A 12,165-nucleotide genomic window follows, 5' to 3' on the forward strand; every position below is an offset into this window, starting at 1 on the left:
CCTATCGCCCGACCGTGACCCCGGAGGGGAGCACCCATGTCGATACTGTGTTCACGGGTACCACCTCCTCGTTCTCTTGCACGGCCTCCGGAAAGGTAGCAGTGGCCGCTGTGGTTCGCCAACGGGTTTTTCCCGCGGCCGCACCCGCCACCCAGACCCGCACCCCACACCCGCACCCCACACCCGCCACCCAGACCCGCACCCCGCACCCGCCACCCACGCCCGCACCCCACACCCGCAACCCGCACCGGCCCGGCCGCTCTTGGTGCGGCGGGCCGGTGCGGGTCACCCGGCGTAGCGGAGTTCAGGCGGATGTGGTGGTCGAGGCCGGGTCCGTACGGGGCTGTCGGCCGGTCGCCGGGTCCGGGGCCGGGGGCTCCTCACCCCGTTCCTCGGGGAGCTTCAGCAGGAGCGTCAGCACGAAGGCGACCAGGTAGAGGGCGAGGAAGATCAGAGTGACTCCGCCCGCGCCGACGAGGGGGAAGAAGAGGCTGGCGATCGCCGGGCCGACGAAGGCCGCGCCGCCGGCGCCCAGGTTGAGCAGGGCCATGGAACCGCCCTTGTTCTCCGGTGCCATTGACGGGATGAGCGCCGAGATGGGGACGAATCCGGCGAGGGTGGCGCCGTAGAACATGCCCGCGAGCACCGCGACCCAGTAGTAGTCCGCGCCGAGCCAGGTCGGTACGAAGTACAGCGTCGTGACGCTGATCGCGCAGCCCAGCGCGCCGAAGCCCGCGATGGTCGTGCGCCAGCCGATGCGGTCGGAGAGGACGCCGAAGATGAGGTTGAAGAAGATGTTGGTGCCGTAGATGATCGCCAGCAGCTGGAGCCACTTGTCCTCGCCGAAGCCGATGTCGTCGGAGAAGATCCGCGGCAGGTACACCAGCATGCCGAACTCCGGGGCCGTGTTGATGACCCGGACCAGGCAGCCCACCAGCACGCGCGGATGGGTCCAGATGATGGAGACGGAGTTGAGCAGGCTCTGGCCGGTGGTGACCTCCGGCGGTGCCATCCGGTCGCCGCCGGGCCTCCTGCGGGCGCCGACCAGGGCGATGGCGCCGCCGAGGAGGATGAGTGCGAGCGCCGACCACAGCGTGCCCAGGCGGCCGAACGAGGGGATGGTCAGGCTCGACCAGAGCGAGCCGAGGGTGGGCAGGCCGCCGGTGAAGGCGAAGTAGAACCATCCCACCGCGGTGCCCAGCCGGGCCTTCGGTGCCGTGTTGGTGATCCAGACGAGGAAGCCGAACGCGAACAGCGGGTAGCCGAAGCCCCGGATGCCGTAGAAGAGCAACATCAGCGGGTAGTTCTCGGTGCCCAGCGCGAAGAGCAGGTACGCGGCGTCGAAGACGGCCCAGATCGCCAGGCCCGTCCACATCACCCGGCGTGGCCCCCACACCTGGCAGAGCGCACCGGAGAACCACGACGCCAGCATGACGGCGATGCCGTACACCGTGATGACGTACCCGGCCCGTACGTCCGTCGACGCACCGTGGTCGGCCATGTACGGGGCGATGAACCCGGCTTCGACACCATCGCCGATCATGAACAGGAGTACGCCCAGATAGCCCAGGATCAAGGGTTTCGGCATCGCTCGACCTCCACTCTGCGGTGATGTAAGGAGTACGACCGCAGATACTCAAGCGCGCCGAGAGAAATATCAAGAGTCTTGGTAAAGATAACGGGATCGAGTGGTAACTACTCCGCCTCGATGACCCGCACATCCGTGAGCTCCCGCATCTCCCGCACCAGCTCCTCGTCCACCGGACCGGTCAGCAGCACATGGTCGAAGGAGTCCACGCCCTCCAGCCGGTGCAGCGCGCGACGGCCCACCTTGCTGTGGTCCATGAGCAGCACGCTTCGCGCGCCCGCCTGCCGGGTCGCCCGCTTGATGCTGACGATCTCCTGCTCCTGATGGAACGTCATGCCGGCGGTCATCGCGGAGGTGGAGAGCACGCTCAGATCGACGGAGATGCCGCCGATCATGTCCATCGCCGGCAGGCCGATCCAGGAGTCATGGGTGCGCGAGTACTCGCCGCCCACGCAGATCAGCCGGATGCCCTCGGCACCCCTCAGCTCCTCGGTGATCTGGCGGTAGTTGGTCACCACGGTCAGCGGCCCCACCTCGGGCAACAGCCGCGCCAGGGCCAGCGCCGAGGTCGAGTCGTCCAGCATCACCGACATCCCCGGGGCCACGAACGGCAGGGCGGCGCGGGCCAGGGCCCGCTTCTCGTCGGTGTGCGCGTGCAGCCGGAAGTCCGAGCTGGACTCGAAGACCATCGAGGGCTGCGCGGAGACGCCGCCGTGGTACTTGCGCAGGATGCCGCGGTCCGCCAGCTCGGCGATGTCCCGGTGGACCGTCATCAGGCTGACGCCGGTCAGCTCGACCAGTTCGGCGACGGTGGCGTCCCCCCGGGCCAGAACGTGGTCGACGATCAGTTGGTGCCGCTGCTGCCGCGCGCCGCGCGACGACGGGGGAGTAGTCATGCCCCCATCCTGCCGTGTTCGTTTCTCACATTGAACCAGTGACAACTCACGCAGCCAATGTTAATTTCGCTGTGCCGGACACCGCCGGGTGCGACAGACACCCCCCGGTGCGACGGACACCCCTCGGTGTCCCGGCACAGCCAGAGATCATCAGCCAGGAGATCAGGGGTACGCATGGCCGACGCAGTGGTCTTCGACATGGACGGCGTACTGGTGGAGAGCGAGCACCTGTGGGAAGAGCTGTGGGCCGCGTACGCCGCCGCACGCGGCCATCAGTGGGGCCCGGAACAAACACGCGACGTCCAGGGGATGAGCGCCCCCGAGTGGGCCGCCTACCTCACCCGGTTCTGCGGGGCGGGTGACTCCGCGGCAAGCACCGAGGAGGTCGTCGTCGACGGCATGGTCCAGGCGCTGGCAGACGGCCGCATCGGCCTGCTGCCCGGAGCGCGAGAGATGATCACCGCCACCGCCGAGCTCGCGCCCATCGCGCTCGCCTCCTCCGCGCCGCGCCGGGTCATCGACGCCGTCCTCGTCCACCATGGTGTCGACCACCACTTCAAGGCGACCGTCTCCAGCGCCGAGGTGGAGCGCGGAAAGCCGAGCCCGGACGTCTATCTGGCCGCCGCCCGCGCCCTCGGCGTGGCCCCGGAGCGCTGTCTGGCGGTGGAGGACTCCAGCAACGGACTGCGCGCCGCCGCGGCCGCCGGGATGACCGTGGTGGCCATTCCCAATCCGCAGTACCCACCCGCCGAGGACGCCCTCGCGGCCGCCGCCTACCGTTCTGCGGACCACCATGCCGTACGTGACTTCCTGCTCAGCAGGCTCGACACCCGAGGGGAGTGACCCGACATGACCGCGGTCCTGGTATCCGGCGACGACTTCATCGCCCCCGAGCTCTTCGCCGCCGCTCTGAGCGAGAGCCTGCCCTCCGCCGGGCTGAGCTTCCGCACGCTGCGCACCCGCTGGCCGAACGAACCCTTCGGGCCGGTGGGCGCCGACGGGCAGGGAAACGGCGGTGTGAAGGAGGCCAGCGGCACCGAGGAGCAGGTGCTGGAGGCGCTCGGCGACGCGAATGTCGCCCTGACCCAGATGGCTCCCTTCACCTCCCGTGTCATCCGTGAATCGCCCCATCTGAAGTTCATCGGCGTGGCCCGCGGCGGCCCGGTCAACGTGGACCTGGCCGCCGCCACCGCCGCCGGGATACCCGTCACCTTCACACCGGGCCGCAACGCCGCCGCTGCCGCCGAATTCACCATCGGCCTGATGCTCGCCGCCATGCGCCATCTCACCTTCGCCGACGCGGCCCTCAAGGAGGGCACGTGGCGCGGTGACTACTACGCGTACGAGAACGCGGGGCTGGAGCTCGACGGCGCCACCGTCGGACTCGTCGGGTACGGGGCCATCGGCTCCATCGTGGCCCGTGTGCTGCGTGCCTTCGGCGCACACGTCCTGGTCTCCGATCCGTACACGGACCCGGCCCGGGCACAGGCCGACGGTGTCGAGCTCACCGCCCTGGACGACCTGCTGCGGCGCAGCTCCGTCGTGAGCCTGCACGCCCGTGTCACCCCCGAGACCCGGCACCTGCTGCACGCCGGCAACCTCGCGCTCCTGCCCGAGGGCGCCGTCCTCGTCAACTCGGCCCGCGGCGAACTGCTCGACTACGCCCCGCTGCCCGGCCTGCTGGAGTCCGGCCGGCTCGGCGCGCTCGCCCTGGACGTCTACGACATCGAGCCGCCCCCGGCCGACTGGCCGCTGCACAAGGCCCCCCACGTCATCACCACCCCACATCTGGCGGGATCCACCCGGCAGACCGCCGACCGGGCCGCCCGGATCACCGCCGCCGAGGCCGCCCGCTTCCTGCGTGGCGAACCGCTGCGGCACGTGGCCAATCCGGAGGTGCTGACCGGGAGTCGGCCATGATCGTCGGAGTCGACATCGGCACCTCGGTCACCAAGGCCCAGCTGATCTCCCGCGACGGCCGGACCACCCCTGCCCACGAGGCCCGCAGCACCGTCTACACGCTGCCCGGACACCGCGTCGAGCAGGACCTGGACGATGTCGTGGGCACCGTGGAGACCGTCGTACGGGCGGCGCTCGCCGACGCCGCGCAACTGGGCGACGAACCCCCCGAGGCCCTGGCCCTCACCGGGCAGGGCGACGGCCTGTGGCTGCGCGACGCCACGGGCGCCCCCGTCGGCCGCGCGCTGTCCTGGATGGACGGCCGGGCCGCGGACCAGCTCGACCGCTGGACCGCCGACGGCACCCTGCGCGCCCTGCACCAGCGCACCGGCGTCGGCCTCTTCCCCGGCTCCGCGGCCCCCCTGCTGGCGCATCTGGCCGAGCACGAGCCCGAGCGGCTGGCGGCCGCCCATGTCGCCGGATACTGCGTGGACGCCGTCGTACAGCGGCTGACCGGCGCCGTGACCGTCGATGTCTCCGACGCCTCGCAGCCGTTCCTCGACGTCGCCACCCGCACCTACGACGAGACCGCGCTCGAGCTGTGCGGACTGTCCGCACACCGCCGGCTGCTGCCGGACCCGGCGCCGCCCGGCACCCTGCACCGGCTGCTGCCCGACGCCGCCCGGCGGCTGGGCCTGCCCGCCGGGCTGCCGGTCTCCGCCGGCCCGTTCGACATCCCGGCCTGCGCCTTCGGCTCCGGAGTGGCCGAACCGGGCGAGGGCAATCTCATCATCGGCACCACCCTCGCCGCCCAGGTCCTCGACACCGAGCCGCGCCCGGCCATCGCCGAGGACGCGGCCGGGATGCTGCTGGCGACCCCGTACGAGGGCCGGTATCTGCGGGTCATGCCCGCCATGATCGGCACCGCGGGTCTCGACTGGCTGCTGAAGCTGCTCGATGTGAAGATCGAGGCGCTGGACGCGCTGCTCGTCCAGTCCCCGCCCGGTGCCTCGGGCGTCACCGCGCTGCCGTTCCTGTCCGCCAGTGGCGAGCGCGCGCCGTTCGTCGACCCCCGGGCCCGTGGCCGCTTCGACGGCCTGTCCCCGCTGGCCGGCCGCGCCGACCTGGTACGGGCGCTGTGCGAGGCCGTGGCCTACTCGGCCCGGCACTGCATGGAAACCCTCGGCGTCACCGGCACCGTCACCGCCTGCGGCGGTGGCGCGCGCTCCGGGGAGTGGGCGCGCATCTTCGCCGGTGTCCTCGGGGGCGACCTGGAGGTCTGCGACGACGCCGTGGGCATCCGCGGCGCCGCCCACGTCGCCTGGCGCTCCCTGGGCACACCGGTCGACCCCGGCGCCTGGCGCGCCCGCCTCCGTACCGTGACCGCCGAGCGCGGGCTGATCGACCACTACGCCGAGGGCTACGCCGCCTACCGCCAGGCCCTCGACATCGCACGCGAAGGCTGGAGCACCCGATGACCAGGCTCTTCAACGACCCCGCCCGGTTCACCGACGACATGATCACCGGGTTCGCCGCCGCCCACCAGGAACACGTACGGGCCGTGCCCGGCGGTGTGGTGCGCACCCGCCCCACCCCTACCGGGAAGGTGGCCGTCCTCACCGGTGGCGGCTCCGGCCACTATCCCGCCTTCTGCGGGGTCGTCGGGCCCGGATTCGCCGACGGCTCGGTCATCGGCGATGTGTTCACCTCGCCGTCGGCCGCCCGCGCCCGCTCGGTCGCCGAGGCGGCGCAGTCGGGCGGCGGTGTCCTCTTCCTCTTCGGCAACTACGCCGGGGACGTGATGAACTTCGGCCTTGCGGCACGGCAGTTGGCGGACGACGGCATACCCGCCCGCTGCTTCGCCGTCACCGATGACATCGCCTCCGCCCCCGCCGGCCAGACGGCGCGGCGGCGGGGCATCGCGGGCGGTTTCGTCGTCTTCAAGACCGCGTCGGCGGCCGCCGAGGAAGGCGCCTCGCTGGACGAGGTCGTCCGCGTGGCCGAGCACACCAACGCCCGCACCCGCACGCTCGGCGTGGCCTTCGACGGCTGCACCCTGCCGGGCTCCGACGCGCCCCTGTTCACCGTTCCCGAGGGCCGCCTGGGCCTCGGCCTCGGCATCCACGGCGAACCGGGGGTCAGCGAGGACACCCTGGGCACCGCCGAGGACCTGGCCCGCGCCCTGGTGACCGGGCTGCTGGCCGACCGGCCCGCGGACACCGATGGCGAGGGGCGGGTCGCGGTCGTCCTCAACGGCCTCGGCGCCACGAAGTACGAGGAGCTGTACGTGCTGTGGGGCGCCGTGGCCCGGCTGCTCGACGAGGCGGGGCTCACCCCCGTACGCCCCGAGGTCGGCGAACTCGTCACCAGTCTCGACATGGCCGGTTGTTCCCTGACCCTGAGCTGGCTGGACGACGAGCTGGAACGCCTGTGGCGCGCACCGGCCGACACCCCGGCCTTCCGCCGGGGGACACCGCGGGAACCCCTGGGCGAGGACGCCGCCGAACGACCCGCCGCCGCCCCGCGCCGACCCGAGCGGTCCGCCGCCACGGCGTCCGGCGCGGCCGTCGAGGTCGCGGAGCTGACCGTCCACGCACTGCGCGCCGCCCGCGACGTACTGCACCGGGACGCGGAGGCCCTGGGCAGGCTGGACGCGGTGGCGGGCGACGGCGACCACGGCCGTGGCATGTGCAAGGGCGTGGACGCGGCGCTGGCGGCCGCCGAGAAGGCACACGCCGATCGGCTCGCCCCGGCCGCGGTGCTGGCCGCCGCCGGTGATGCCTGGGCGGCGGAGGCCGGAGGCACCTCGGGCGCGCTGTGGGGCGTGGCGCTGCGCGCCATCGGCGCCGCACTGCCGGCCGAGCGGGCGCCGGGGCGCGAGGAGCTGGCGTCCGCCGCCACCGCCGCGCTCACCGCCGTCACCTCGCTCGGCGGGGCCGAGGTGGGCGACAAGACCCTGGTCGACGCGCTCGCGCCGTTCGCCACCGCCTTCGCCGCGCGGCTGCGGACCGAAGAGCCGGTGGCGGAGGCGTACGCGTCCGCCGTGGCCGAAGCCCGTACGGCCGCCGAGGACACCGCGGGGCTGCGCCCCCGCCTGGGCCGCGCCCGCCCCCTCGCCGACCGCAGCGTGGGCACCCCCGATCCCGGGGCCACCTCACTCGCCGCCGTACTGACCGCGGTGGCCACCCTCCACACGACGACAGGAAGCGATCCCGTATGACCACCGCGAACGCGTTCCGGATCGTCGTCGGCTGTGACGACGCCGGATACGACTACAAGGAAGCCCTCAAGCGGGATCTGCTGGCCGACCCCCGGGTCGCCGAGGTCATCGACGTCGGCGTGGGCAGCGACGAGCACACCGCCTATCCGCATGTGGCGGTGGAAGCGGCCCGCCGCGTCGCCGAGGGCACCGCCGACCGCGCCCTCCTGGTGTGCGGCACCGGCCTCGGCGTGGCCATCAGCGCCAACAAGGTCCCCGGCATCCGCGCGGTCACCGCCCACGACAGCTATTCCGTGCGCCGCTCGGTCCTCAGCAACAACGCCCAGGTGCTCTGCTTCGGCCAGCGCGTCATCGGCCTGGAACTCGCCCGTTCGCTCACCGACGACTGGCTGGCGCAGAGCTTCGACGAGACCTCCCCGTCGGCGGAGAAGGTGGCCGCGATCCGGAGCTACGAGGGCTGATCGAGGAGGACAGAGCGGCAACGTCGGGCTCCACGACCACAACCGGGTCGTGGAGCCCGACGTACGGGAAACCGTGTCGTCGCTACTGGCTCACCTTGACGGAGAACCAGTCCACGCTCATCCCCTCACCGGAGGTGGTGTCCGCCGCCGGCGAGGTGCAGCCGCAGACCTTGTTCGGGTAGGAGCCACCGACCGCGACATTGAAGATGGCGAAGAACCCGTGGTCGACCGCCTTCTTCCAGGTCTCGGCGGACACCTGGTTCTGCTTCACCGTGAAGGTCTCCTTGCCGTCGCGGTAGAAGCGCAGTTGCTCGGCGGAGGTGTCGGTGCGATCCACGATCACGGAGTACGTGTGGTAGTCGGTCTGGCAGCCGTCGCACGGCAGCAGATCGCTGGTGATCCCGTCCGGGTCGTGGCACTCACCGGCCCACTCCCCGCAGTGGAAGGTGTTCGAGTGCTTGCTCAGCCCGTTGACGTCCTCCATGATGTCCAGCTCGCCGATGCTCGGCCAGTTGGTGGCTCCGGTCGGACGGGCGTCGGCGCCCATGGCCCAGAAGGCGGGCCAAATCCCCAGGGCCTTCTCCGGGTTGGGCTGCTTGAGCGAGGCGCTGATCTCCAACTGCCCGCCGGCCGGGGCCTCGAAGTCGGTGCGCTGGGTCTCCACCCGGCCGGAGGTCCACTTCCCGGAACCGTCGCGGACCGGCTTGATCACCATGTGACCCTCGCCGTCGTGGTAGACGTTCTCGGTCGAGTCCGTGACCGACTCGACCTCACCGGTGCCCCAGTTCGGGGCGCCGCCCGGGTAGCCGGTGCCGATGTCGTACAGCCAGTCGTTCTTGTTCAGGCCGGTGCCCGCCGCCCCGTCGAAGTCGTCCTGGAAGACGGTGGTCCACTCGGCCGCGGCGGCGGGTTCGCCCGCGGCGGCGGTGTGGGAGGACACGGTGAGAGCCAGCAGACCGGTCAGCGGAAGCGACAGGGCGGCCACGAAGGCCAGTGCGCGTCGTCGGCGGCGGGGCTTGGCCTCCGCCGTCGTACGTGAGGTGATCCTGAACATGTGGGGGGCTGCTTTCGTCCGAAGGAACGTCGGTGACGGGGTGTGCGAGCCCCCGTAGCCCGCTCCTGGCGTGGGGTGTGGTGGAGGCGGGGCTACGGGGACTCGGGCACAGGGACAGCGCGAGCGCCATCGGGTCGAGAGAGCGCTCACACAGAACGACTGTCTTGGACCCTGCCCTTGCCGGTCAAGAGCCGCGCCGCGTTCACGAGTTGAACGTGAGCTCGTTGCCCGACCACGACCTCACCGAAGTATCGCCGGCCCCACTTCAGAATTGGAGACATACATGGGGTTCCGGCACCCGTGCGCGCCAACTCTTGACGGCACCCGAGGGCGGGAAACCCGCCCTCGCCGAACATCACTCGGCCATCGGTGGCCACGCTGATCGACGTGGTGAGCGACGGTGTCCCGGACTGCTCCGTCCCGGACCGCTCCCTCCCGGACTACTCGGTCCCGGACTGTTCCGTCCCGGGCTCGAAGTCCTCCACGAAGTAGCTGTCGTGCCGGATGCGAAACCGCTTGAGTTCCTCGCCGCCGCGCTGGGTCATCTCCGCGACCCGCTCGAAGTACTCCTCGCGCGGGGCGCCCGGGGCGAAGAGCAGGAGCATGGACGTGGGCTCGTCCGACACGTTCTTGAACGCGTGCAGGCCACCGACCGGTACGTACAGGAAGTCGCCCTCGCGGCCTGTGATCCACTTCTCGCCGTTGTAGAGCTCCAGCCGGCCCGAGAGGATGTAGAACGACTCGGAGATGGCCTTGTGGAAATGGGTCTTGGGCCCGCCGGACCGTGGACCCATCTCCACCTTGTACAGGCCGAATTCGCCGCCGGTCGACTCGCTGGTGGCGAGATAGTGGGTCGAGCCGCCGGGTGAGGAGAGCTCCGGCGGGGTGCCGGCCGGGCGGAAGGCCGCGTTCACTTCGCCCCTGTCACCGTGGTAGCGAGGCTCCGGGTATGCGAGGTCTTCCGGGTAGGACATGAGGTGCTCCTCTCAGCGGGTCTCCACTGGCATGATGGCTCCGCCCCGAGAGGGCCGCATCGGGCCTCCGGATGACCTTGGTGGCCGTGGAAACGGGTCCGGAGACCTAGGCCCGTCTCGTCAGTCGGGACCCTGGACGGCGAGCGCTCCGCGCAGGCGTGCCACCGCGCCGGCGGTGAGTTCACGGATCACGTCCGCGGCGGGTTCGATCCTGGTCACGGCACCGACCGACTGCCGCCGGCCGCGAAAGGCCCGCCGCCGGACGGAACCGCTCCGACGCGGCCGCCCCGGTGTGCGTCACGCACAAGGCGTAGCGCGGGCTCGCGGCCCGCCCTCCCAGCGGGACTCGACGTGCGCCGGGCCCGCGCTCTCGCTCTCGCTCCCGCTCCAGTCCGTGGTATCCGCGGGGAAGTGGATGCATGACCCGCGGGGCGGGGGTTACCCGGTTGATGGCCCACCCGTGGACGAGGAAGGGGAGCACGCCGTGCGCATCGGAATCATCGGAGCGGGCCGCATCGGTTCGACGCTGGCCCGCCACTTCGCGGCGATCGGCTACGACGTGGCGATCGCCAACTCCCGCGGTCCGGACACCCTGGCCGACGTGGTGGCCGACATCGGCGGCCCGATCCGCGCGGTGACCGCCGAGGAGGCGGCGCGATTCGGCGAGGCGGTGGTCGTGTCCATCCCCTACGGCCGCTACCAGGAGTTGCCGACCGAGCCGCTGCGCGGCAAGGTCGTGATCGACACCTGCAACTACTACCCCGAGCGGGACGGACACGACCCGGAGCTCGACGGCGACGCCACCACCTCCAGCGAGAAGATCCAGGCCCACACCGGCGCCAACCTGGTCAAGGCGTTCAACGCGATCTACTGGGAGAACCTGCGCGACCACGCCCGTCCCCAGGGTGCCACCGACCGGGTGGCCATCCCGCTGTCCGGCAACGACGAGGAGGCCAGGGCCGTGGTGGCCGGGCTGATCCGCGACATCGGCTTCGACGCGGTGGACGCCGGACACCTGGGCGAGGGCGGCCGCAAGCACCAGCCGGGCAGCCGCGTCTACGCCACCGAGATGTCGTCCGCCGAGACCAGCGCCCTGCTGCACGTGGCCTGAGACCGGGGCCGCTCGTTCATTTGACGGTGCCGGTGTCGATGAAATCGGATACCACCGCGTTGAACAGCTCGGGATTCTCCCAGAACATCAGGTGGCTGCCTTTCTCGGCCGCCGAGAAAATGCGGACCGCGGATCCCGGAATGCGCTCGGCGACGTCTTCCGCGACATCGGCGGGGATCAAGCTGACCGCCCCGCCGATGACCAGTGTGGGCACGGTGATCCGGGGCAGTACGTCCCGCCAGTCGTTGCCGCAGTAGTCGAGATGCAGCGTGGCGGCGTGCTCGCGCGGCAGCAGCAGATTCTGCCCCAGGATCCATTCCGCGTCCTCGGCGCTCACTTCCGGGGTGTGCAGCATGTCGACCACGGCGCGCGAAGCCGTCAGCGCCCGGTCACTCCTGAGACCGGCCGCGATATGCAGCGCCTCCTCGAAGGTGAAGATCGCCCCCCGTCGCTCCGTGGGCGCGTCCGGTGCCAGCTCCTTGAGGCCGATCGGGCCCTGGTCGACCAGGATCAGGCGTGCGATCCGGTCGCCGCCGTACAGGTCCCAGTAGCTCCAGATCACCGGACAGCCGAGTGAATGGCCCAGCAGCGTGACGTCCCTGAGGTCGAGCGCGAGCAGGAGTTCCCGTAGGTCCGCGGCGAGCCGGGAGACGCGGTAGCCGTGGTCCGGCTTTCCGGACTCGCCATGGCCGCGGTGGTCCACCGCCAGTACGCGATAAGAGGTGCTCAGCCCGTCGATCTGCTTGGTGAACTGGGCAGCGGACTGGGAGAATCCCGGCAGGAGAACAAGGGTCTCCCCCGCTCCGGCCGCCACGTAATGGATAGCGACTCCGTCGCCGGTCACGATGGCGTCATGTGTCCTGACACCCACGGCTCCCTCGCTTGTCGCTCGGGGCATCTGTGTGGTGTCAATGTTAGCGACCGCCCCTTCCCCCGCGCCGCCCCAAGCGCTCCGTACCGGC

General features: G+C 71.2%; 11 protein-coding genes. 6 read left to right on the plus strand and 5 right to left on the minus strand.

From position 1 onward, the window contains the following. Window positions 1-304 precede the first annotated feature (304 nt). Together J8403_RS35520 and J8403_RS35525 are read right to left on the minus strand one after the other, a co-directional pair. Entirely contained in the window at window positions 305-1,588 is a 1,284-nt protein-coding gene (locus J8403_RS35520) for an MFS transporter (RefSeq protein ID WP_211126726.1), read from the minus strand. A gap of 107 nt (window positions 1,589-1,695) precedes the next feature. Next, window positions 1,696-2,484 (minus strand): DeoR/GlpR family DNA-binding transcription regulator, encoded by a 789-nt coding sequence (locus J8403_RS35525; protein ID WP_211126727.1) that lies wholly within the window; start codon window positions 2,482-2,484, stop codon window positions 1,696-1,698. Window positions 2,485-2,658: 174 nt separating this feature from the next. On the opposite strand from J8403_RS35525, the gene J8403_RS35530 reads away from it, so the two are divergent. The 5 genes from J8403_RS35530 to J8403_RS35550 are packed head-to-tail and all read left to right on the plus strand — an operon-like array spanning window position 2,659 to window position 8,064. Then, complete coding sequence (locus J8403_RS35530; RefSeq protein ID WP_211126728.1) at window positions 2,659-3,327, plus strand: HAD family hydrolase; 669 nt, start codon at window positions 2,659-2,661, stop codon at window positions 3,325-3,327. 6 nt (window positions 3,328-3,333) lie between these two features. Next, the gene (locus J8403_RS35535; RefSeq protein ID WP_211126729.1) at window positions 3,334-4,404 is read left to right on the plus strand and encodes a 2-hydroxyacid dehydrogenase; all 1,071 of its coding nucleotides are present in this window, start codon (window positions 3,334-3,336) and stop codon (window positions 4,402-4,404) included. Then, on the plus strand, window positions 4,401-5,861 hold the full coding sequence (locus J8403_RS35540; protein WP_211126730.1) for an FGGY-family carbohydrate kinase: 1,461 nt from the start codon (window positions 4,401-4,403) through the stop codon (window positions 5,859-5,861). The genes J8403_RS35535 and J8403_RS35540 overlap by 4 nt, the downstream gene beginning before the upstream one ends. Then, entirely contained in the window at window positions 5,858-7,603 is a 1,746-nt protein-coding gene (locus J8403_RS35545; RefSeq protein WP_211126731.1) for a dihydroxyacetone kinase family protein, read from the plus strand. Before J8403_RS35540 ends, J8403_RS35545 begins: the two co-directional genes overlap by 4 nt. Beyond that, window positions 7,600-8,064: a ribose-5-phosphate isomerase gene (locus tag J8403_RS35550; RefSeq protein WP_059142953.1), complete on the plus strand. Its 465-nt coding sequence runs from the start codon at window positions 7,600-7,602 to the stop codon at window positions 8,062-8,064. The genes J8403_RS35545 and J8403_RS35550 overlap by 4 nt, the downstream gene beginning before the upstream one ends. Window positions 8,065-8,146: 82 nt before the next feature. On the opposite strand, the gene J8403_RS35555 is transcribed toward J8403_RS35550, so the two are convergent. Both J8403_RS35555 and J8403_RS35560 read right to left on the minus strand, forming a co-directional pair. Next, a complete protein-coding gene (locus J8403_RS35555; RefSeq protein WP_211126732.1) occupies window positions 8,147-9,118 on the minus strand; it encodes a glycoside hydrolase family 16 protein in 972 nt (323 codons plus the stop codon). Window positions 9,119-9,558: 440 nt separating this feature from the next. Then, window positions 9,559-10,092 carry a cupin domain-containing protein gene (locus J8403_RS35560; protein WP_211126733.1) on the minus strand — a complete coding sequence of 178 codons (534 nt, stop codon included), beginning with the start codon at window positions 10,090-10,092 and terminating at the stop codon, window positions 9,559-9,561. Window positions 10,093-10,576: 484 nt separating this feature from the next. On the opposite strand from J8403_RS35560, the gene J8403_RS35565 reads away from it, so the two are divergent. Continuing rightward, the gene (locus J8403_RS35565) at window positions 10,577-11,203 is read left to right on the plus strand and encodes an NADPH-dependent F420 reductase (RefSeq protein ID WP_211126734.1); all 627 of its coding nucleotides are present in this window, start codon (window positions 10,577-10,579) and stop codon (window positions 11,201-11,203) included. A gap of 16 nt (window positions 11,204-11,219) precedes the next feature. On the opposite strand, the gene J8403_RS35570 is transcribed toward J8403_RS35565, so the two are convergent. Further along, window positions 11,220-12,074, minus strand: coding sequence for an alpha/beta fold hydrolase (locus J8403_RS35570; RefSeq protein WP_211126735.1), 855 nt, complete (start codon window positions 12,072-12,074; stop codon window positions 11,220-11,222). Between the last annotated feature and the right edge of the window lie 91 nt (window positions 12,075-12,165).

Origin of the sequence: Streptomyces yatensis (assembly GCF_018069625.1) — a bacterium.
Classification (GTDB): domain Bacteria; phylum Actinomycetota; class Actinomycetes; order Streptomycetales; family Streptomycetaceae; genus Streptomyces; species Streptomyces yatensis.

What these genes read in the sequence shown, in the direction of transcription:
- J8403_RS35520 (WP_211126726.1), bottom strand. Translation starts at nt 1,588, where the DNA reads ATGCCGAAACCCTTGATCCTGGGCTATCTGGGCGTACTCCTGTTCATG.
- J8403_RS35525 (WP_211126727.1), bottom strand. Translation starts at nt 2,484, where the DNA reads ATGACTACTCCCCCGTCGTCGCGCGGCGCGCGGCAGCAGCGGCACCAA.
- J8403_RS35530 (WP_211126728.1), top strand. Translation starts at nt 2,659, where the DNA reads ATGGCCGACGCAGTGGTCTTCGACATGGACGGCGTACTGGTGGAGAGC.
- J8403_RS35535 (WP_211126729.1), top strand. Translation starts at nt 3,334, where the DNA reads ATGACCGCGGTCCTGGTATCCGGCGACGACTTCATCGCCCCCGAGCTC.
- J8403_RS35540 (WP_211126730.1), top strand. Translation starts at nt 4,401, where the DNA reads ATGATCGTCGGAGTCGACATCGGCACCTCGGTCACCAAGGCCCAGCTG.
- J8403_RS35545 (WP_211126731.1), top strand. Translation starts at nt 5,858, where the DNA reads ATGACCAGGCTCTTCAACGACCCCGCCCGGTTCACCGACGACATGATC.
- J8403_RS35550 (WP_059142953.1), top strand. Translation starts at nt 7,600, where the DNA reads ATGACCACCGCGAACGCGTTCCGGATCGTCGTCGGCTGTGACGACGCC.
- J8403_RS35555 (WP_211126732.1), bottom strand. Translation starts at nt 9,118, where the DNA reads ATGTTCAGGATCACCTCACGTACGACGGCGGAGGCCAAGCCCCGCCGC.
- J8403_RS35560 (WP_211126733.1), bottom strand. Translation starts at nt 10,092, where the DNA reads ATGTCCTACCCGGAAGACCTCGCATACCCGGAGCCTCGCTACCACGGT.